This window comes from Exiguobacterium sp. s193 (assembly GCF_018618755.1).
Taxonomy (GTDB): Bacteria; Bacillota; Bacilli; order Exiguobacteriales; family Exiguobacteriaceae; genus Exiguobacterium_A.
Window position 1 is genome coordinate 35,159 of sequence record NZ_JACSMR010000010.1, and the last position, 20,012, is coordinate 55,170.

Genomic DNA, 20,012 nt, shown 5'->3' on the forward strand with positions numbered 1-20,012 from the left:
ACGTCCACCTTATTTTTACGATTCTTTTTTCAGCCGTTTGTAAGTGACGTTTTTAGGTAAAGTAACCTATACTGAAACAAACTGTACAGGAAGCTAGGTGACCGTATGAAACGTTGGGCGCTCTACCGGATTTTCATCATCGTGACGATGTTCGCTCGTTACATTTGGACAATTTATCGATTCACTCGGAAAAACCGACCAGGTACGAATAATGAAGAATTTGAGCGCATCATGATCACGATTGCGCGTGATTATAAGAAAAAAGCACTTCGTCTCGAGGGACTTCTCATCAAACTCGGACAGTTCCTCTCCATTCGAGCCGACTTGTTCCCACCGTCTGTCTTGATGGAGCTGACTGAACTCGTCGATAAGGTACCGTCAAGCAAACTCGGAGAATCTCGGAAAATCATCGAAGAGGACTGGGGCGTCCCGATTGAAGACATCGTTGATAATATCAGTCCCCGTCCCATCGCTTCTGCCTCAATCGGAGAAGTTTACAGTGCGACCTTAAAATCAAACGGTCGAAAAGTGGCAATTAAAGTGCAACGGCCGAACATCGAACAAATTATCAAAACGGACTTCCGGGCGATGCGTCTCGTCATCGCGATGCTTCGACGGACGTCGCTCAATAAATCAACAGATCTCCAAAGCCTGTATCGCCAAATGGTCTTCGTCATCGGTGACGAATTGAATTACCGGACTGAACTGAAAAATGGGCTGTACTTTAAAAAAATGTACGAATCGAATCCGGTCATCTATATTCCGGACTATTATGAAGAACACTGTACGAATCGTGTGTTGATGATGGAATGGATTGACGGCACACGCATCACGGACCTCGAGTTTTTAGCAGAACATCAAATCGATCGTGACGAACTTGCACGGAACCTCTTCCTCAATGCGGGTGAGCAGTTACTGTTCGGCGGGAAGTTCCATGCCGATCCCCACCCGGGTAACGTCCTCGTCCAAACAGATGGAAAAATCGTTTTGCTCGACTTCGGGATGATCGGGGCGACGACACCGGACGACATGCGGGCGATCCAAGGTATTTTGCAATCATTCGTCACACTGGATTATGATGCGATTGTCGATGGTCTCGAAGACCTCCGATTCCTTTTACCAAACGCAAATAAACAAAATATCCGTCAAGCGATTGAAAAGGCTGTCACGTTTTATCTCGAAAGTGATATGGAAAATGTCGATACGAAATTGATCGAAAAAGTCCTGTCTGATATCGAGTTACTCGTCCGCAATGAACCGATTCAGCTCCCTGCTGAGTTCGCCTTTTTCGGACGTGCTGCGTCGACGATCCTTGGGATTTTACAAATCCTGTCTCCACAAATCAACTTGCTTGAACTCGCGAAGCCGATGGTCCGCCGATGGCTGGATGAAGAAGGTAAAAATCAGAATCGCTACTTACAAATTGCCGGATCGTACGGTGCACGACTTCTTGCCTTTCCGCGTCTCGTTAACGATGCGCTCAGTGAACCGACACGTTGGCGTTTATTCGAACAACAAAAATTCTCACGTGTCGCGAACATGGAATCGCTCAAGATTCGCCAATGGACGAGTTCGCTCGTCGGTATCGTCAGCTTACCTGTCAGCTACGTCGGGTATTTCTTGACCCAGTATGACTTAATGGGGATTTCCTTAACGATTGCCGTCGTCGCGTTATGGAATGCCCGAAGAATCGGTCGACAAATCGTCCGCATCGCCGATGAACCATTCAAATGATTTTAACGTCCCATTCTTGGGGCGTTTTTTATTTTGAAATAACTTTATGTACGCTTTTGATGTTTTTCATGGGGATTCATCGGGTACAACTTCAAGTAGATAGAACAAATGGAAGAGGTGAATCACTTGATTGATATTTTAATCGCAATCGTTCCTGCCTTGATGTGGGGGACATTGCCACTCGTCGTGTCAAAACTCGGCGGATCAACTGAACAACAAATTATCGGTACGACACTCGGTGCGCTCGCTTTCGCTCTCGTGACGTTTTTCTTCGTCAGTCCGGAAATGTCGACGACCGCTTGGATTGCTGGATTCTTCTCCGGTGCTTTTTGGGCGCTTGGTCAAATGAATCAGTTCGCAGCATTCAAACAGATGGGTGTCTCGAAAACGATGCCGATTTCAACCGGCATGCAGCTCGTCGGGACGTCACTGTTCGGTGTCCTCGCCTTCGGTGAGTGGTCGAGTACATCTGCACTTATTCTCGGAATTAGCGCGCTCGTCCTGATCGTTGCGGGTGCCGCCTTTACCTCGTACAAGGAAGATAAAAGTAAAAAAGATGAGAACATCGGAAAAGGATTGCTTCTCCTCGTTATCTCAACGGTCGGTTATGTCGGATATGTCGTCATCGCCCGTTGGTTTAATATCAACGGTTGGGAAGCCGTCTTACCGCAAGCCATCGGGATGGTCGTCAGTGCCATCTTGCTCTCCTTACGCAAAGGGAATTTGTTTGCGAAACAGACGTTCACAAACGGAATCGCCGGTATCATGTGGGCTGTCGGTAACATTGCCCTGCTCTTCGCAACAGCGCGTGTCGGTGTCGCAACGAGCTTTTCACTCTCACAAACCGGTGTTGTCATCTCGACCATTGGTGGTGTCTTATTGTTAAAAGAATCAAAAACGAAAAAAGAAATGACATTCGTCATCATCGGCTGTATTCTCGTTGTCGCCGGTGGGATCATGATTGGATTTACGAAACAATAAATTGATAAGGGAGTCGGTTCATATGTATAACAGTTTAACTGAAAAAGTTGTCATCGTTACCGGAGGTTCAATGGGGATTGGTGAGGCCATCGCACGTCGTTATGCGGAAGAAGGAATGAAAGTCGTCATCAACTACCGTAGCCACCCGGAAGAAGCAACGAAAATTGCGGAAGACATCAAACAAGCAGGCGGAGAGGCCATCACCATTCAAGGTGATGTCTCAAAAGAAGACGACATGATTAATCTCGTCAAAGAAACGGTTGCTCATTACGGAACACTTGACGTCTTCGTCAATAACGCTGGTGTCGAAATGCCATCACCTTCTCATGAAATGTCGCTTGAAGACTGGCAAAAAGTTATCGATGTCAACTTGACCGGGGCATTCCTCGGCGCACGTGAAGCGCTCAAATACTTTGTTGAGCATGACATCAAAGGGAACATCATCAACATGTCGAGTGTTCATGAAATCATTCCATGGCCAACATTCGTTCACTACGCTGCAAGTAAAGGTGGCGTCAAACTGATGACGCAGACGCTCGCCATGGAATATGCACCAAAAGGAATTCGAATCAATGCAATTGGACCGGGCGCGATCAATACGCCAATCAATGCTGAGAAATTCGAAGATCCGGAACAACGTAAAGAAGTCGAAAGTATGATTCCAATGGGCAACATCGGGAAGCCTGAAGAAATTTCGGCTGTCGCTGCATGGCTCGCTTCTGACGAATCAAGTTATGTCACCGGTATCACATTATTTGCCGATGGCGGCATGACACTTTATCCATCATTCCAGGCAGGACGCGGTTAATTCCGCTTCCCTGCTTTTTTAAAGGAGAGGACTCTATGGCCAACTTTTTTTCATTATTGAGGCGGGGAAATAAATCTGCCTTAGCTGCAGCTATCGTCAATACACTGATCGCTATCATTAAATTTATTGCTTACATCTTAACCGGTAATATCGCTATGTTCGCTGAAATGATGCATACGATTGGTGATGCCGCCAATCAAATGTTTGTTTACGTCGGTTCAGCGTTAAGTAAAAAGGCACCGACCAAACGTTTTCCGAACGGATTCGGTCGTCTCGTCAACCTCGTCCTGCTTGCCGCAATCATCGTTGTTGCGATTCTTGCTTATGAAACAATCCGGGAAGGTGTGTTGCATATTCTCCATGCTCCAGGAGAAAAGACAAGTGGACTGTGGATCATTTTGACGGCACTCGGAATCGGGGTTGTCCTTGAAATGGGCGTCTTTTATAAAGCGATGACTGAAATCGCCCATGAAACAGGGTTAAAATCACGAGGGCTCACGCTGATCCGGGAGAGTTTTTCAAACCTCGGTCAAGCAAAACCGGCAACGCGCCTTGTCTTTTTAGAAGACCTTGTCGCGACACTCGGTGGTATGATCGCCATCATCGCCGTCCTGATTTCGCATTACACGTCGTTTTACCAAGCAGAAGGAATTGCTTCGATTCTGATTGGCTTGATGATGTTCTTTGTTGTTTATAATGTCTTCATTCAAAATGCAGCGGGTGCACTCGGTGAGAGTGATGAAGTTTTGACGGCAAAAATCGCTGAAATTTTACTTCGTGATAAAGATGTCCGTGATATCGAAAAACTCGAAGTCATCAAAGAAGGTGACCATTTCCACGTCGATCTTGAAATCGAAGTTGACCGTGGCATGACCATCGCGCAAGCCGATGACATCAAAGATCGTCTCGAACTACAAATCCGGATTTTAAAAGGCGTGACCGACGTCACGATTGCCTTTGATGAGGATGATCAAATTCCGCATTACAAACCCTCCCCGCCTTCGGAATAAGAGAGAGGAACTACAAACAGCAGACACCCTGACGTCAGGGTGTCTCAGACTGTAGACAACGTGCTATCGGGAGATAAAGCGTCTGTTTTCGTTGCTTTCCTCGGGCAGGAGTCAACGAAACGCGACGCTTTGTAGGTAACACCGTGACGGAAAGCCGGGCATGCAGACCGTTTAGAAAACGCCGATGATTCCATGAAAAACGGGATCATCGGCGTTTCGTTTGCGTAGGACGGAAATGTCCGTCATGAAATTTGAGTTTGAAGCGCCTGTAGCATCGGCCCCTTCAGGCAATAAGGGACAAACTCTTATCGGGCGTGCATCATTAATTCGCAGCGCGTCGAAAACCGGCTTGTTTCGCTTCCTGTTCGCTACAGAACATTTCTTCAGGCTTGACGTCCGCGTAAGAACGTCCGCCTTTGACATGATAAATCTTATCTCCTTGCCGGTTGATATTTCCTTTGATGTCTTCACACTGACTTTTTGCCGAAGAAGTCGGTTTCTTTTGCAAGGCCGTTTCGTCAAACCCCCGATTCGTCGCGTAACCCGGTGTTTCCCAAATCCCTTTTTTTGTTACTTTCGCTTCTTGTTCAATGTCTTGGAACGTTTCGACATACCGCGTATCCGGTTCATAAATATAAGCAACGCGCGCAAGTCCTTGACGTAATAATTCTTGATTGACCATCTTACCATCAACCCAGACATAGGCAAGCAGACGACCATATCGATCCGCCGTTGAGTGATCCCGTTCGATGATGATATCACTGCCTTTTGGTAAGAGTTCTTTCGTGAAGTCCGAGGCTTCCGGACCAAACGGCTGAACCGGTTTTTCCGGATTGACCGTCTCTGGCGTATCGATCAATAAAAAACGAACATCTTCAATTTTCCCATTTGGCAAACGGACTTTAATCGTATCGCCGTCGACGACCCGCTCGACGGTCACTTGCGTGGCTTTCGTATCATCCGGTTGTGCGATACCGAACTTCGTTTCTGTTTCCTGATCTGACTCTAAGGCACAGCCCGTACTGAACAAAAGTCCGACCAGCATCAATGCCTTCATCCAAAAGCTCATCATGCCCCTCCTCTTTCATCCGTTCACCTGTCCACTCAAAAAACGCCGACCTTATGCGCCGGCGCTTCGCTAAATGTATCAATTGATGGAACACTCTGTCGTACAACTCATTGGAATGACGCGGTTTTTCGCGACCCGGTCATAGAGTGGCGCTCCGATTCGTAAGCCAATCGATAACGAGACGAATGGAGCTAGCGGTAACAGGAATGGGAGTGTCTTCGTCAACAGACGAATGCCTTCGATTCCTGGATACCGGACCCCTTGCTCGGTTTCGACATGCATCCGTTCAAGCAGTCGTGGTTGTTGTTCCACCGGCATCCGTCGCGCATCGGAAAACGTCAACTGCCGGAAACGATCGACACGCTCAAGGAGCCGTTTCGATTTTTGACAGAGCGGACACAGACCATCGTAGTAGACGGTTAACTGTTTCATTCTGCCGACAAAACTTTTTCGACGTCCGTCCGGTTCGAATAAAGCGTATAGAAGGCTTCGGCGACATTGACGGGATCGAGTGCCGTCCCACGCTTGACTTCTCCGGCAATCGTGACCGTCCCGACGTAGACGTTATTTTCTTTTAACGTATCATGCAGCATGTGCGTCAGTTGACGGACGCCCGCTTTCCCGATTGATAGTCCAGGTAACGATTTGATTGCATGCAGTGCAGCCCCACCACCTGTGATTAAGATGGCTCCGTCTTGCCGTTCGACCATATCTGGCGCAACGAGCTGTGCAGCATCGAGTGCCCCGAGGACATCGATTTCAAACTCTTTCGTGATTTGTTCTGCCGTGACATCAAGTACCGATGCCTGGTGAAGAATCGATGCATTATAGACGAGTACGTCGATTTGTCCGTATTGTTCTTTCGTCCATTCGACGAGTGAGGCGATATCTGCCCGGCGTGACGCATCACATTCGACACCGACTGCTTCAATGCCGTGCTCTTTCAATTCTGTGACGACAGCGGCAAGTGTTTCTTGTGTACGTGCCGCGCAGACGATCTGAAAGCCCTCTTTCCCGAATCGCTTACTGATTTCGACGCCATTTCCCGGACCTGCTCCAATGATGATTGCTGTTTTCATACTTTCCCTCCTATGACTTGTCTGTCCATTGTATTCCCAAAAAACGGGACGTTTAGTCAAAAATCGAGTAATGACGGACCTTTCTGTTCATCTTCTTGCGCAACACCCATAAAGCGTGCGAGCATCGGATCGACGTCCGGTTTTGCTGCCGGAGCTGTCTGTGGACGCACGATGTTTGCTACCGGTGTGCCCGGTTGATCAAGCAACAGCTCACAGTATGCTTTCATTGTCGCTAGTTGCTCGACCTGTGCCGTCCCGCTCGTCTGTTCGATTTTTGCCATCGTCTGCCGCATTTTTTCAATGACTTGTTGTTCTGTAATCATCTTATTCACCTCACTTGTGCTAAATTGAAGGGACTAACCGAAAAGGAAGTGTCCTTATGATTCGTACTGCTTTAGTTGGATTTGGTCTTGCCGGAGAACACTTACATGCCCCCTATATTGCATCGCCTGATTATCAACTTGTCGCTGTTCAGTCGAGCCGCCCGGATGCAGTGGCACAAAGCTATCCGGATGTGCCGGTTTACGCGACACTCGAAACGCTTCTTGCCGCAGAAACGATTGATCTCGTTGTCATCGCGACACCCAATGCGGAACATTATCCGCTTGCCCGGCTTGCGTTAGAAGCCAATTGTCATGTGCTCGTCGAAAAACCGTTTACGGTGACGCTTGCTGAAGCAGATGAGTTAACGGAGCTTGCCCGTCGACAGAATCGCTTACTGACAGTTTATCATAACCGCCGTTACAAAAAAGACTTCGAGACGTTGCTCGAACTCGTTCGAACGGGGGAACTCGGGGACGTCCAGACGTTCGAAGCCCATTATGACCGTTATCGTCCGACGGTCCGGGAACGCTGGCGGGAACAAGGCGTTCCGGGTGCCGGACTCCTGTATGATTTAGGGTCACATTTAATCGACCAAGCTCTTGTCCTATTCGACGAACGACCGGATCGTGTCTTTTGTGATCAAGCCATCCAGCGAATCGACGGTCCTGTCGACGATTACACGCACCTAATTCTTGCTTTCGGGTCCCGTCGTGCCATTTTGCATATCGGCTCACTCGTCCCAATGCCCGGACGTTCCTTGAGCGTCCATGGAACGAAAGCGAGTTATTTCGTTGATGTCGTTGATACGGAACGGTCCACTTATACATTCGGACTTCCGGAACAACCTGCTGAAGAGCGCCCTTTCCTCAAGCCTTCCACTACGTATTACGGGGACCTCGCACGGGCGATTCGCAACGAAGCGCCACTCGCCGTGACGACGGAACAAGCCTTGTTTGTCATGAAAATCATTGATTATGCTCAAAAAAGTGCAAAAGAGGGTACATGGATAACAGTAGAGTAATTCAGTCCACTTCATTATGAACAGGGGGAACTATTCATGTTTTCAAGTACGGAACGCACGGCATGGTTAGAAGAAATGGGACAAGAACTGTTAGATGTATTAGTCATCGGGGGTGGCATCACGGGTGCTGGGATTTTACTCGATGCACAAAGTCGCGGTATGCGTACGGGCTTAATTGAAATGCAGGACTTTGCTGAGGGGACATCAAGTCGCTCAACGAAACTCGTCCACGGCGGTCTACGTTATCTCAAACAATTCGAAATCAAGCTCGTCGCAGAAGTCGGAAAAGAGCGGGAAATCGTGTATGAGAACGCACCTCACGTCACGACGCCGGAGTGGATGATGTTACCGCTCGTCGAGGGCGGGACGTTCGGAAGTTTTTCAACTTCCATCGGGTTACGCGTCTACGACCAACTCGCTGGTGTACGACGCAATGAACGGAGAACGATGCTGTCGAAAGAAGAAACGCTTGGTTATGAACCGCTCCTCCGTTCGGAACACCTCGTCGGCGGCGGACGCTACGTCGAATACAAAACGGACGATGCCCGCTTGACGATGGAAGTCTTAAAAGCTGCCATCAGCTACGGTGGTCGCCCCGTCAACTATACGAAAGCCGAGTCGCTCGTCTACCATAACGGCAAAGTCGTCGGTGTCGAAGTCCGGGATCTGTTAACGGACCGGACATATACGATTCGCGCAAAAAAAATCATCAACGCGACAGGTCCATGGGTCGATGAACTACGGGAACAAGATGGTTCGAAGTCCGGTAAGTCGTTACACCTGACGAAAGGGATTCACCTTGTCATCGATCAAGCTGATTTCCCGCTCCGTCAAGCCGTCTATTTCGATGTTTCGGACGGACGGATGATTTTCGCGATTCCACGTGAAGGAAAAACGTATGTCGGGACGACCGACACGAACTACAAAGGTGACATTCTCGAGCCTGGAGTCACGGAAGAAGACCGCGATTATATCTTAAAAGCGACGAACGATATGTTTAATGTCGAGCTTCGCCCGGAACACGTCGAATCAACGTGGTCTGGTCTCCGTCCATTGATTCATGAAGATGGTAAAGATCCGAGTGAACTCTCGCGTAAAGATGAAATCTTCGTCTCGAAATCCGGCTTGATGTCAATCGCCGGCGGTAAGCTGACCGGTTACCGGAAAATGGCGGAACGCATCATCAACATGGTAGCGGAACAGTTCAAAAAAGAAGAAAATCGCATCTATCTTGAATCACGGACACGTCATATCTTGCTTGGCGGCGGACATAAAGACGGTAGTAAAGGGTTTGCCCGCTACTTGAAAGAGCAACAACCGAAAGGCGAAGCCCTCGGTCTCTCGCCGGGTGAGACGACATGGCTCATCCAACGTTATGGAACGAACGTCGAACGGGTATATGAACTCATTCGTTCACGTGGCAGTGAAGCGGAACGGTATCAGTTACCTCTTCACTGGTTCGGTGCATTGCTTTACGGCCTCGAAGCCGAACTCGTCATGCAACCGGGTGATTTCTTGAATCGCCGGGCATCCGCCGTCTTCTTCGATTACCCGAATGCTGAAAAATATGCTGACGGCGTGCTCGCTCTCATGCGTAGTGAACTCGGTTGGTCACCTGAAGAAGAAGCGAAAGCGAATGAAAGCATCAAACGTGAGTTCGACGCTGTGCGTGTAAAAAGTTCAGTTCCTTCTTAAAAAATCATCATCTTAAAAAGGCAGGAGAAGCCGAAGTTCACTTCGGTATCTCCTGCCTTTTTCCGGTTCCAAGAAGACCATCTTCTTATCGACTAACGATCCAGTTCAAGAACACTTGAAAATCTAGCTTCGTTCGTGCGGCATAAGCATTTGACCAGCGTTGAATTTGTTGAAGGAAAACCTGTTCTGACTCTCCTATCGCTTCAATGATTGCAACATCGGCGTGATGGGTGAGGACCGTTGCGTTAATGCCTGCATCCATATCAGCACTTGCATGGATTTTTGCGGTAATCCGTCCTTGAATCGATAGGACATTTTCAAGGTCGTCTTGATTTTTGATATGCTTCGCCTTCAATTTCTTTTTATACGGTGACCGTTCACGAATGTAATATTCTTTTTGATTCATCGTCACATATCCGAGATGCGGGTCTTCATACGCTTGCATCGCTTTTTGAGAGGTTATGACACGTAATCCTTGATGAACAGTCTCGACATCTTCCCGGTAGACCGGAACGAACAGGGACGGAACGGCGGATTGTGCCTGTTTCATCTCAAGAATGACGTCCGGCTGACCCTTCCCTCCGCCATTAATCAAAATATAGTAACGTTCCAGACCAATCGAGGCAGTCCCACTATCTAATTTATGGACGATGTCTTTAATGACATAAAAATCCTCGTCCCGTCGGTCATTTTTATCGATTGAATTCATGTAGGACGGCCAGACCGCTTCAATCGCTGCATATGTCTCTGCACTGACCGGCTTCATATCCGGTAAATCAAGGAATTTTCGATGTCCCTCCACTACAGCTGTCCGTTCTCCAAGTAATTCTGTTTTCTTTTTTTCTGCTTTTTTAATTAACTTCCGAATCGGTCCTTTCGTGTTGTCGACCGTAAAACAAACGTCGCTCGGATTTTTTCCTTCTGCATATTTACGAAGGTCCTGTAAGTAGTGTTGAATGTAAGCGGCAATCGCCGGTTCCGCATCATAACCGACCTCTTCTGCGAACAGTTGGACAGAGACGGCCATCCGAATCAAATCGTAAAGATACGAACCGAGATATCCCTCATCGAAGTCATTGACGTCGTAAATGATTTCTCCTTTTGCGTTTCCATGGACACCAAAGTTTTCAAAGTGGAGATCGCCTTGAATCCATGTCGGCGTCTCACTCGGTGTGTCGAATCCTAATGGAATCCGCGTCAAATCATAGTAAAATAAATGAGAGCTGCCACGAAAAAACAGAAACGGACTTTGACTCATTTTCTCGTATTTTTGTCTGCGCGATGCTTCATCGAGTCGACGGATTTCATCGTCATAAAAGTCCAATACTTTGGCAATTGTCATCTGTCGAATGTCATCATACACTGTCGTAAACATCCTATGACCTCCTTTTCGCTTTTAAAAAAGGCAGCCAAAACGAATTCGTTTTGCTGCCTTTTGATTTTACTTACTCGAAGTGTTTTTTATATTCCCCATATCCTGCAGAATCAAGCTCTTCTAACGGAATGAACCGGAGAGCAGCTGAATTGATGCAGTAACGAAGCCCACCGAGTTCTTTTGGACCATCATCAAAGATGTGACCGAGGTGACTATCAGCATCAGCTGAACGAACTTCAGTCCGCGTCATGCCATGCGTCGTGTCGAGATTCACTTCCATCTTATCTTCTGCGATTGGCTTCGCGAAACTTGGCCATCCACAACTCGAGTTAAATTTATCTTTTGACGTGAAAAGTGGTGTTCCGTCGACGATATCGACATAGAGTCCCGGACGTTCTTCATCCCAGTATTCATTTCGGAAAGCTGGTTCTGTCCCGCTCTCTTGTGTCACTTTATACTGGATGGGTGTTAAACGTTGTTTCAGTTCCTGCTCCTTACCTTGATCTTTCCACGCTTCTTTGACGAACTTGGCACGCCCCGATCCAACACTATACATTTGATAACGGAACGGATTTTTTTTGTAGTAATCCTGATGGTAATCTTCTGCTGGCCAAAATGGTGCTGCCGGACGGATGTCGACGGCAACCGGTTTTGAGAAGCGACCAGAAGCGTCGAGTGCTGCTTTCGATTGTTCCGCTGCTTGTTTTTGCGCTTCATCGACATAAAAAATAGCGGGTTCATACGACTGACCTCGGTCGTTAAACTGACCACCACCATCAGTCGGATCGATTTGACGCCAAAATACTTCAAGTAATTCTTCATATGTGATGACGGACGGATCGTATGTCACCTCGACTGCTTCGAGATGTCCCGTCGTCTCAGAACAAACTTCTTTATAGGTCGGGTTCTCTGTATGACCACCGGTGTAGCCAGAAATTACTTGGTCGACACCATCATACTTATGAAACGGTTTGACCATACACCAGAAACAACCACCTGCGAATATTGCTTTTGCCATCTATCTTCCCCTCCTCTTTCTATCTCTTTAGTCTACTGCTTTTTAAAGCATGTCCCTACTATCTTGCTCACTCAATCTTCCGGGTTCGCCTTCAGGCGCCGCATGACAAAATAAATCGCTGCAAAAACTAAAATCAATCCGCCGAGCGAATACCAGATGTTATTCATGCGATAAATCATTTGATAAATCGCTAATGTAATCAATAAAATCGCGATCGGGATGAATGCCCGTTTAAAGTGGTACCAGTAGTTCACGATGCTCGCCTCCGTTTTTCTTTTATCTTAATCGATTTGGGACGCGAACAGTGAACTTATTCCGCTTGTTCGTACTCTTCCTCGAGATAGGTCGTATACCGCGTATGCCACGACTTCAAGGCGAAGCGCCAGAGGAAGACCGTTCCGCCGCCTAAGACAAGCGTGATCGGCCAGAACCAGCCTGAAACAATGCCTTCCGGATAGGCGAGTCCTATTTTCGAGAAGAGCACGTACATCATGATGATACTTGATACGAGTAAGACCGAAACCGGCATCGCGTATTTCCAAGGTGTCATCCCCGTCGTCCGCACCGGCCGACGACTGATTGTCGGCACAGCAGGTCGGTATTTTCCCATGAACCACATGAAGGATGCCTCAATCACCAACAAAATCCCGTATCCATGGATGAAGCTGATACCGTGATTGATTCCAAACAACTGTTTCAATCCAAAAACAAAGAAGTAGTAGGCAATGACGTGAAACACAATGACGATTTTGGCAGCAATCGGCGGAATCGTCCGCACGAGCATGCCCATCATGACGATGACAAGAATCGGAATGTTGAAAAATCCTGTGAACTGGCGAATCAAACTCCAGAGACCATCCGGTGCATACATTAAGAATGGAGCGACGACAAAAGAAATCAAGGCAACAATCGTTCCGAAGATTTTACTGACACGAATCAATTGTCGGTCAGTCGCCTCCTTCGCAAAGACAGGACGATAAATATCAAGCACGAACAACGTCGCGATACTGTTCAAAAGTGAATTGAATGAACTAAATACTGCTCCTAGCAAGACGGCTAAAAAGAATCCCATCAATGAGACCGGAAGCAACTCGGTGATCAGCTTCGGATAGGACAAGTCGCCACTCGCCAGATTGTCTCCATAGAGATGATATGCAATCACACCCGGAATCAACATGAAGACGGGAACGAGTAATTTGAGGAATCCTGTCATCAAGACACCCTTTTGTCCTTCTTTTAAGTCCTTTGCTCCAAGCACACGCTGAATCACATATTGATTAAGTGACCAATAGAAGAGATTTGCAAACAAAATCCCCGTGAAAATCGAAAAGAATGGTACAGCATCGGTTGACGACCCGATTGCATTCAACTTTTCAGGGTGTGTCGTCGCAAGACGCTTCATCCCGTCGACCATGTTTCCGTCCCCGAGTGCAAAAAAGCCGAGAATCGGAACGAGGAAACCGATAATCACAAGACCGATCCCATTCAACGTATCGGAGACGGCAACAGCACGCAAACCTCCAAAAATTGCATAAATGGCCCCGATGATTCCGACAATCCAAATGACGAGCCACAACGATTGTGTATAGCTCAGTCCAAATAATTCAGGAACGTTAAACAATTGCAAAACCGCAATCCCGCCGGAATACAGCATCGATGGAATCGTTACGCACATGTAGCCAAGTAAGAATAAGAGGACCGTCATCCGGCGGACTGTCTCATCGTAACGGTGACTTAAAAATTCAGGTAATGTCGAAATCCCCATCCCTAAAAACTTAGGCAACAGATAAATCGCCATGATGATGGCAGCAAATCCTGCCGTGACTTCCCATGCCATACTCGACATGTTTCCCATGAACGACTGACCATTCAAACCGATCAGCTGTTCTGCCGAAAGATTGGTCAGGAGTAACGACCCGGCAATAAAAATCCCACTTAGTCCACGGCCTGCTAAAAAGTATTCATCCACCCCCTGTTCCTTCCCTCGCGTCAGCCGATAGGACACATACGCGACAAGTGCCATAAAAAAGGCTGCCGAACCGAGTGTCAAAATCAATTCATATGTACTCATTCCACACTTCCTCCATCCTAATGATTTAGTAAGTTTTCTGTACAAAATTAATTCCTTGTTTTTACTTTTTTGAAACAATATTTTTAAATAAAAATAAAATTGTTAAAAAGAAATAATGCAATGACGGATCGACATACTTGATGGGGCATCTCATCGAAAGGAACTAAAAAAGTCTTTTGATAACTACTCGTTTTTTTTACACACAAAACCCTCTCGCAAGCGAGAGGGTCAGGCTGTAGACAAAGTGCCATCGGGAGATCAAGCGTCTTTTTTCGTTGCTTTCCTCGGGCGAGGCGCAAGCCGTTGCTCCTTGATCCTCACGGACAACGAGCAGGGTCTTGCCTGCCTCTGAACGTGCGTTAAAAACGCACTTTTCCCCGTAGGAGTCAACGAAACGTGACGCATTTTAGGTAACACTATGACGGAAATTCAGTCATGCAAACGGTTTAGGGAGCAATCCGTCTCGCATCGCTTAGAACCGCGAAAAGCAATCGGTCGCGACCCTGCAGCTTTGCTGTAGCGGCGTGATCGATTGCCGCTTTGAAGACGAGGCGAGACAGGGAAGCGCGACCGGATTGTCTCTCGTTATCGTATTTTCACGCTTCATAAGCGTTTGTCTACACGCTGACCCTCTCGCAAGCGAGAGGGTGCTTTATCTTATCCTATTATTTTTTCGGATGTTTCGGAAACTCCATCTCATCATACCGGACAACCGATGTCCGGTGTTTGACTTTATGTCCGAGCCAGAAGACGAGGAACAACGGGATCCCGATATACGTTGCTGCAATTCCTACCCAGTCAATTTGATCGGCGAGGAACGCGGCATAGTTCTGACCGATGATTACAAGGAAACACAGTCCAAATGCGAACAACGGACCAAACGGGAATGCCGGTGCAACATACGGTAAGTCACTTAACGCATGGCCTTGGGCGACGAATCCTTTCCGGAAACGGTAATGACTGATTGCGATACCGAGCCAAGCGATAAATCCTGTCATTCCGGAAGCATTCAGTAACCAAAGATAGACTTGCCCGCCGAACATCGACGTCAAGAAACAAAGCGCACCAATTGCCCCGGTCGCGAGTAGCGCATTCCGCGGCACACCGTTTTTTGAGACTTTCGCAAACAGTTTCGGTGCATCACCTTGCCGTGCCAGTGTGTAAAGCATCCGCGTCGAGGCGTACATGCCGGAGTTCCCGGCTGACAAGACGGACGTCAAGATGACGGCATTCATTAATGCGGCAGCAAATACGAGTCCTGCTTTTTCAAAGACGAGTGTGAACGGGCTGACGGCGACATCCGTAATATCATTTGAGACAAGGTTCGGACTTGTATACGGAATCAACATTCCGATGACAAAAATCGCAAATACATAAAACAATAAAATCCGCCAAAACACCTGTTTGACCGCTTTCGGGACATTTTTTTCCGGATCTTCTGACTCGCCAGCAGCAATACCGACGAGCTCCGTCCCTTGGAAGCTGAAGCCCGCGACAAGAATGATACCGATGACGGCCGGAATTCCTCCGACGAACGGGGCATCACCTAAGCCAAAGTTTTTGAACCCAGTCGGTGGTTCCGATGTGAAGAGACCAAAGATCATCGCAACACCGACAATCAAAAAGATGATGACCGTGACGACCTTAATCATCGCGAACCAATACTCGGCTTCCCCGAAACCTTTGACTGAAAAATAATTTAAGCCAACCATCAAAATTAAAAATAAGGCGCTGAAATAGACACCCGGAATGTCTGGGAACCAGTAGTGCATGACGATTTGTGCCGCGACGAGTTCAACGGCAATCGTGACGGCCCAGTTGTACCAATAGTTCCAGCCTAAAGCAAAGCCGAATGAAGGATCGACGAACTTCGTCCCGTACGTCGAAAATGATCCTGCGACCGGCATGTACGCGGCCATCTCACCGAGGCTCGTCATCAAGAAGTAGACCATCAATCCGACGATCGAGTAGGAAAGTAATGCCCCACCCGGTCCTGCCGCAGCGACTGAAGCACCTGACGCGATGAATAATCCTGTCCCGATTGCTCCGCCAATCGCAATCATCGACATATGTCGGGCTTGAAGTCCACGTTGCAGTCCTTCTGCTGTGGAATCAAGGGATTGTTGTTTTTGCTGTTGTAAATTGTTCATGTCTGTCGCTTCTCTCTTTTTATATTTTTTTGAGAGGACGCAAAAAAGCGCCCTCACCTTCCAAGAGGAAGATGAGAACGCAACATATCGATGATGCGTCTCATTCTACCGTCGTGAAAGATAGCTCCCCACAAGTCATACCCGACTTGTGACAGTATTAGACCTGTTTGATCTAATCCCAATCGATGACGTTCAAAGCAGCCACCGACTTCGGCAATCCTTCCTTTTGAGCTACTTCCTCTGTCGCTTGACGACATCCGTAACCCGACTCATAAGAATCGCAACCTCCATCCCACTGGTTGAGTGAGAACTAATTCAGTTTATTCATTACTTCGACATATTACATAAAGTGTTTCTTGTTTGTCAATTTATATTTTAGTTTACTCCCCCTCTTCATAGTAAAATTCCGATATTTTTAGTACACTAAATGGTAGAAGCTCGTACAGAAAGGATGTTGCTCGTATGCCACAAGAACAACATGACCAATTGACATATCGTTTAGAAGAACAAATGCGTGTTATCCTCCGGACGTTGCGTCGGGAATTGAACCGACTCTTTGAAGGCACTGCCACACGCAGTGAATTCTTCATTTTGCGTAGTTTGTCAGAGAACGGGCCTCAGCGTCCGACATTGCTCGCGGAACAATTTGAGCTCGCGACAAGCCAAGTCACTGCACTGACAGACAAACTCTATAAAACCGGTTTCGTCACTCGGACGCGTTCGACGGAAGATCGCCGTTCCATCGTGCTCGCCTTGACAGATGAGGGAGAAGCCGCATTTCGAAATTTAGAAATTGTTCGCCGCACGTATTTACAAGAACGTTTCGGTACCTTAACTGAAGAAGAATTGAACACGATGATTCATGTGTTCGATAAAATCCTCGCGACGATGGATGAAGAAGTACCCTCATCAAATTAATAAGTTATACGCGTGCTAAAGGAAAACAGTTTACATCATCTGTTTTTCTTTTTTTTCTAAACATTTTATACTGCCATACCGTTAGTAGAGTGAGTATACTCAAAGTATATTATTGGAAATATGCTTCTGAAGGAGTTTGGAGGATTTGTTATCAATTATGAATAACTTCATCATAAATTTTTGTTTATTGTTTACAACGATTACACTCTTATTTTTACCTTTTCGTAATCAACCGCGCGTTACGCCAAACGCCAGCCTCGCGACACGACTGATTTTAGGTGTCGTCGCCGGTGCCATCGCTGTGCTGCTCATGTTCAATAGCATTCAAATCGATGTCGCCCGGATTGATTTACGGATTATCCCCGTCGTGATCGCCACCTTCTTCGGTGGTTTGCCAAGTGCGCTTGTCACAGGCATCATGATCATCGGGACACGGTTTTTAATCACGCCGATTGACCAAATCGAAGGTGCCATCCTTGCGTCCGTCATCATCAGTCTCTTCATCTTGACGATTGGTATTGCACGTAAGTTTTTACGGATGACCTTAGCATCTTTTGAATTGATGACAGGAATCGGGATTCTTTATTCCCTACCCGCTATCTATGCGCTGACAAATAGTTGGGGAACATTCTTTAAGGTTTCAATTTCCTATATTTTCTTTAACTTACTTGCTGCACTCGTCACCTTCCGTCTTTTGACTGAACTTCGACGTCACTTTGAAAATATTCAATACCAGCAACGTCTCGCAATGACTGATGCCTTAACAGGGCTTGCGAATCGGCGCCGTCTGGATGATTCACTCTCACTTGTCGGATCAGACGACAATGGCTATTCACTCATCTTGATCGATATCGATTTCTTCAAGCACGTCAATGATACATATGGGCATGATGCAGGAGACGATGTCTTACGCCAGCTTGGCACGACACTCGCGACACTCGTGCGACCAGATGACTTAGTCGGCCGGTATGGTGGCGAAGAATTTCTAATCATCTTACCGAATACTTCGCTGACCGATGCGAAAAAAATTGCCGAAATCGCACGGACGACGGTCGCCCGCAACCTGTTCCCGACGACAAGCAATCCAGATCTTCAAATTACGATATCACTCGGAATCGCACATTCGAGCGGTTCGCATACGTCACTTGAAGCGTTACAACAAGCGGATAAAGCTCTCTACTATTCAAAAGAGAGCGGTCGCAACCGAAGTACGATTTATTCAAAGCAACTCGAATTCCGCCAAGCATGACTCGGAAGCAGCTCCTCCCCTGATTACACGGGAAGGAGCTTTTTTTTACTGCTCCGGTAGAACTTTCGGAAAACCGATACTTTCGACCGTACCGAATACAATCATCTGACTGAGCTGATTCGCCATATATTCGGAAGAATAGGGACGATTGTTTCGTAACCACGACATCAAGAGACCGAGTTGACCGCCGATGACATAGTTGAGTAAAAGGTCGCGATCGACGAGCATCGAGATGTTCGTTGTCGTCTCACGGAAAGCGAGACGGTAGTTTTCCTTCAGCGTATCTAAGAAACGGGAGATAAACGTTTTAATCGGGACTTGTAACAACATCGTCCGGTAAAAGCGTTCATTTTGTTCGATATGAATGAACAGACGGGCAAAGTAGCGACTGACCCGCTCGACTGTCGGCGGTTCAGATGGTTGTCCACCTGTAATGCGAATCGCTTCTGCGAGCGTGGTCATCTGTTCATCGACGATTTGGTCGAGCAAATCGTATTTATCTTTATAATGGGCATAAAATGTCGAACGGTTGATGTGAGCCCCATCTGTCAGCATTTTGACGGTAATCGTCGAAAAGGAATGATGTTCGAGCAGACGAAAAAGTTCTGTTGTAATACGTTCACGTGAACGTTTAGGTCGTGGATCGCGTGACGGATTCATCTGATATTCAGCTCCTTTTTGTGTATTGTATCCGCTAACAAGGACTTTTCCAACATTTTGTCGGAAATTGTTGGTTGTTTGTTTTCCTTCCGTCCATATAATTAACTATATTAATTACTCCTCCCTCTAGCGGAGTTTTTTTTATGCAGCAAACCTAGAGGCAGACAGGTAACGGAAAGGATGCAACTCACTTATGAACATGAAGAAATTATTAATCATCAATATTTTAACGCTTGTCGTTTTAATTGGTGGTGGCGCGATTGGTTACTATTATTACGATCAAGCAACAAGTTACGTCAAAACAGAAAATGCCAAAATCGATGGCAAGATGATTACGATTGCTAGTCCGGGTGCTGGTAAACTTACGGACTGGACGGCAAAAACAGGTCAAACACTCGATAACGGGGCGACACTCGGCCACGTCATGATGGCACAAGCCGGTCAAAAGCCGGTCGATGCGTCAATCGAAATGCCGGCAAAAGCAACCGTCGTTCAGTCGATGGCGACAGAGAACGGTTTTGTTGGTGCTGGCACACCGCTCGCTTACGGATTTAACTTAAATGAATTATGGGTCACAGCAAATGTCGAAGAAACAGAAATCGATGAAGTCAAAGTCGGTCAAACCGTCGATGTTTATGTCGACAGCTACCCGGATACGACACTTTCAGGTGAAGTCGAACAAATCGGTATGACAACAGCCGGCACGTTCTCGATGATGCCTTCTTCAAACGGAAATGCCAACTATACAAAAGTCGCTCAAGTGATTCCTGTGAAGGTTTCGCTCTCACAAGAAAAATCACTCGACATTCGCCCTGGTATGAATGTGACCGTCCGCATTCATAAGGATTAA

19 protein-coding genes and 1 riboswitch are annotated in these 20,012 nt (G+C 47.1%); of the genes, 9 read left to right on the top strand and 10 right to left on the bottom strand.

The window, feature by feature from the left end:
- The first annotated feature begins 105 nt into the window (after positions 1-105).
- The 4 genes from KNQ04_RS11840 to KNQ04_RS11855 all read left to right on the top strand — a co-directional run bounded on the left by KNQ04_RS11840 (position 106) and on the right by KNQ04_RS11855 (position 4,533).
- Positions 106-1,734, top strand: coding sequence for an ABC1 kinase family protein (locus tag KNQ04_RS11840; RefSeq protein ID WP_214850966.1), 1,629 nt, complete (start codon positions 106-108; stop codon positions 1,732-1,734).
- Between the two features lie 129 nt (positions 1,735-1,863).
- Positions 1,864-2,715: a GRP family sugar transporter gene (locus KNQ04_RS11845; protein ID WP_214851050.1), complete on the top strand. Its 852-nt coding sequence runs from the start codon at positions 1,864-1,866 to the stop codon at positions 2,713-2,715.
- A gap of 22 nt (positions 2,716-2,737) precedes the next feature.
- Entirely contained in the window at positions 2,738-3,523 is a 786-nt protein-coding gene (locus KNQ04_RS11850; RefSeq protein WP_214850967.1) for a glucose 1-dehydrogenase, read from the top strand.
- 35 nt (positions 3,524-3,558) lie between these two features.
- Positions 3,559-4,533 (top strand): cation diffusion facilitator family transporter, encoded by a 975-nt coding sequence (locus KNQ04_RS11855; RefSeq protein ID WP_214850968.1) that lies wholly within the window; start codon positions 3,559-3,561, stop codon positions 4,531-4,533.
- A gap of 322 nt (positions 4,534-4,855) precedes the next feature.
- On the opposite strand, the gene KNQ04_RS11860 is transcribed toward KNQ04_RS11855, so the two are convergent.
- The 4 genes from KNQ04_RS11860 to KNQ04_RS11875 form a co-directional block, all read right to left on the bottom strand.
- Complete coding sequence (locus KNQ04_RS11860; RefSeq protein ID WP_251137023.1) at positions 4,856-5,602, bottom strand: thermonuclease family protein; 747 nt, start codon at positions 5,600-5,602, stop codon at positions 4,856-4,858.
- A 78-nt stretch (positions 5,603-5,680) separates the two neighbouring features.
- Positions 5,681-6,034, bottom strand: a complete 354-nt coding sequence (locus KNQ04_RS11865) for a thiol-disulfide oxidoreductase DCC family protein (RefSeq protein WP_214850971.1) — start codon at positions 6,032-6,034, stop codon at positions 5,681-5,683.
- The gene (locus KNQ04_RS11870; RefSeq protein WP_214850972.1) at positions 6,031-6,681 is read right to left on the bottom strand and encodes an SDR family NAD(P)-dependent oxidoreductase; all 651 of its coding nucleotides are present in this window, start codon (positions 6,679-6,681) and stop codon (positions 6,031-6,033) included. Before KNQ04_RS11870 ends, KNQ04_RS11865 begins: the two co-directional genes overlap by 4 nt.
- A gap of 56 nt (positions 6,682-6,737) precedes the next feature.
- The gene (locus KNQ04_RS11875; protein ID WP_214850973.1) at positions 6,738-7,004 is read right to left on the bottom strand and encodes a DUF5327 family protein; all 267 of its coding nucleotides are present in this window, start codon (positions 7,002-7,004) and stop codon (positions 6,738-6,740) included.
- 56 nt (positions 7,005-7,060) lie between these two features.
- Between KNQ04_RS11875 and KNQ04_RS11880 the strand changes: the two genes are divergently transcribed.
- Both KNQ04_RS11880 and KNQ04_RS11885 read left to right on the top strand, forming a co-directional pair.
- Positions 7,061-8,026: a Gfo/Idh/MocA family oxidoreductase gene (locus KNQ04_RS11880; protein WP_214850974.1), complete on the top strand. Its 966-nt coding sequence runs from the start codon at positions 7,061-7,063 to the stop codon at positions 8,024-8,026.
- A gap of 36 nt (positions 8,027-8,062) precedes the next feature.
- Positions 8,063-9,721, top strand: a complete 1,659-nt coding sequence (locus KNQ04_RS11885) for a glycerol-3-phosphate dehydrogenase/oxidase (RefSeq protein WP_214850975.1) — start codon at positions 8,063-8,065, stop codon at positions 9,719-9,721.
- A gap of 85 nt (positions 9,722-9,806) precedes the next feature.
- On the opposite strand, the gene KNQ04_RS11890 is transcribed toward KNQ04_RS11885, so the two are convergent.
- The 5 genes from KNQ04_RS11890 to KNQ04_RS11910 all read right to left on the bottom strand — a co-directional run bounded on the left by KNQ04_RS11890 (position 9,807) and on the right by KNQ04_RS11910 (position 16,335).
- A complete protein-coding gene (locus KNQ04_RS11890; RefSeq protein ID WP_214850976.1) occupies positions 9,807-11,096 on the bottom strand; it encodes a DUF2252 domain-containing protein in 1,290 nt (429 codons plus the stop codon).
- A gap of 70 nt (positions 11,097-11,166) precedes the next feature.
- On the bottom strand, positions 11,167-12,114 hold the full coding sequence (gene msrA / locus KNQ04_RS11895; RefSeq protein ID WP_214850977.1) for a peptide-methionine (S)-S-oxide reductase MsrA: 948 nt from the start codon (positions 12,112-12,114) through the stop codon (positions 11,167-11,169).
- Positions 12,115-12,185: 71 nt separating this feature from the next.
- Positions 12,186-12,368, bottom strand: a complete 183-nt coding sequence (locus KNQ04_RS11900; protein WP_029332347.1) for a hypothetical protein — start codon at positions 12,366-12,368, stop codon at positions 12,186-12,188.
- A gap of 56 nt (positions 12,369-12,424) precedes the next feature.
- Positions 12,425-14,185, bottom strand: a complete 1,761-nt coding sequence (locus KNQ04_RS11905) for a solute:sodium symporter family transporter (protein WP_214850979.1) — start codon at positions 14,183-14,185, stop codon at positions 12,425-12,427.
- A 665-nt stretch (positions 14,186-14,850) separates the two neighbouring features.
- A complete protein-coding gene (locus KNQ04_RS11910; RefSeq protein ID WP_214850980.1) occupies positions 14,851-16,335 on the bottom strand; it encodes an amino acid permease in 1,485 nt (494 codons plus the stop codon).
- Between the two features lie 113 nt (positions 16,336-16,448).
- Positions 16,449-16,633, bottom strand: a riboswitch (Lysine riboswitch).
- 164 nt (positions 16,634-16,797) lie between these two features.
- On the opposite strand from KNQ04_RS11910, the gene KNQ04_RS11915 reads away from it, so the two are divergent.
- Positions 16,798-17,253, top strand: a complete 456-nt coding sequence (locus tag KNQ04_RS11915) for a MarR family winged helix-turn-helix transcriptional regulator (RefSeq protein ID WP_214850981.1) — start codon at positions 16,798-16,800, stop codon at positions 17,251-17,253.
- 145 nt (positions 17,254-17,398) lie between these two features.
- A complete protein-coding gene (locus KNQ04_RS11920; RefSeq protein ID WP_251137024.1) occupies positions 17,399-18,502 on the top strand; it encodes a GGDEF domain-containing protein in 1,104 nt (367 codons plus the stop codon).
- A 45-nt stretch (positions 18,503-18,547) separates the two neighbouring features.
- On the opposite strand, the gene KNQ04_RS11925 is transcribed toward KNQ04_RS11920, so the two are convergent.
- Positions 18,548-19,162: a TetR/AcrR family transcriptional regulator gene (locus KNQ04_RS11925; RefSeq protein WP_214850982.1), complete on the bottom strand. Its 615-nt coding sequence runs from the start codon at positions 19,160-19,162 to the stop codon at positions 18,548-18,550.
- A gap of 193 nt (positions 19,163-19,355) precedes the next feature.
- On the opposite strand from KNQ04_RS11925, the gene KNQ04_RS11930 reads away from it, so the two are divergent.
- A complete protein-coding gene (locus tag KNQ04_RS11930) occupies positions 19,356-20,012 on the top strand; it encodes an HlyD family secretion protein (protein ID WP_214850983.1) in 657 nt (218 codons plus the stop codon).

Bases quoted from the DNA above. Each gene is read 5' to 3' on its own strand.
- KNQ04_RS11880 (WP_214850974.1), top strand. From the start codon at position 7,061: ATGATTCGTACTGCTTTAGTTGGATTTGGTCTTGCCGGAGAACACTTA.
- KNQ04_RS11870 (WP_214850972.1), bottom strand. From the start codon at position 6,681: ATGAAAACAGCAATCATCATTGGAGCAGGTCCGGGAAATGGCGTCGAA.
- KNQ04_RS11890 (WP_214850976.1), bottom strand. From the start codon at position 11,096: ATGTTTACGACAGTGTATGATGACATTCGACAGATGACAATTGCCAAA.
- KNQ04_RS11925 (WP_214850982.1), bottom strand. From the start codon at position 19,162: ATGAATCCGTCACGCGATCCACGACCTAAACGTTCACGTGAACGTATT.
- KNQ04_RS11930 (WP_214850983.1), top strand. From the start codon at position 19,356: ATGAACATGAAGAAATTATTAATCATCAATATTTTAACGCTTGTCGTT.
- KNQ04_RS11840 (WP_214850966.1), top strand. From the start codon at position 106: ATGAAACGTTGGGCGCTCTACCGGATTTTCATCATCGTGACGATGTTC.
- KNQ04_RS11860 (WP_251137023.1), bottom strand. From the start codon at position 5,602: ATGAGCTTTTGGATGAAGGCATTGATGCTGGTCGGACTTTTGTTCAGT.
- KNQ04_RS11865 (WP_214850971.1), bottom strand. From the start codon at position 6,034: ATGAAACAGTTAACCGTCTACTACGATGGTCTGTGTCCGCTCTGTCAA.
- KNQ04_RS11910 (WP_214850980.1), bottom strand. From the start codon at position 16,335: ATGAACAATTTACAACAGCAAAAACAACAATCCCTTGATTCCACAGCA.
- KNQ04_RS11915 (WP_214850981.1), top strand. From the start codon at position 16,798: ATGCCACAAGAACAACATGACCAATTGACATATCGTTTAGAAGAACAA.
- msrA (WP_214850977.1), bottom strand. From the start codon at position 12,114: ATGGCAAAAGCAATATTCGCAGGTGGTTGTTTCTGGTGTATGGTCAAA.
- KNQ04_RS11850 (WP_214850967.1), top strand. From the start codon at position 2,738: ATGTATAACAGTTTAACTGAAAAAGTTGTCATCGTTACCGGAGGTTCA.
- KNQ04_RS11855 (WP_214850968.1), top strand. From the start codon at position 3,559: ATGGCCAACTTTTTTTCATTATTGAGGCGGGGAAATAAATCTGCCTTA.
- KNQ04_RS11885 (WP_214850975.1), top strand. From the start codon at position 8,063: ATGTTTTCAAGTACGGAACGCACGGCATGGTTAGAAGAAATGGGACAA.
- KNQ04_RS11875 (WP_214850973.1), bottom strand. From the start codon at position 7,004: ATGATTACAGAACAACAAGTCATTGAAAAAATGCGGCAGACGATGGCA.
- KNQ04_RS11905 (WP_214850979.1), bottom strand. From the start codon at position 14,185: ATGAGTACATATGAATTGATTTTGACACTCGGTTCGGCAGCCTTTTTT.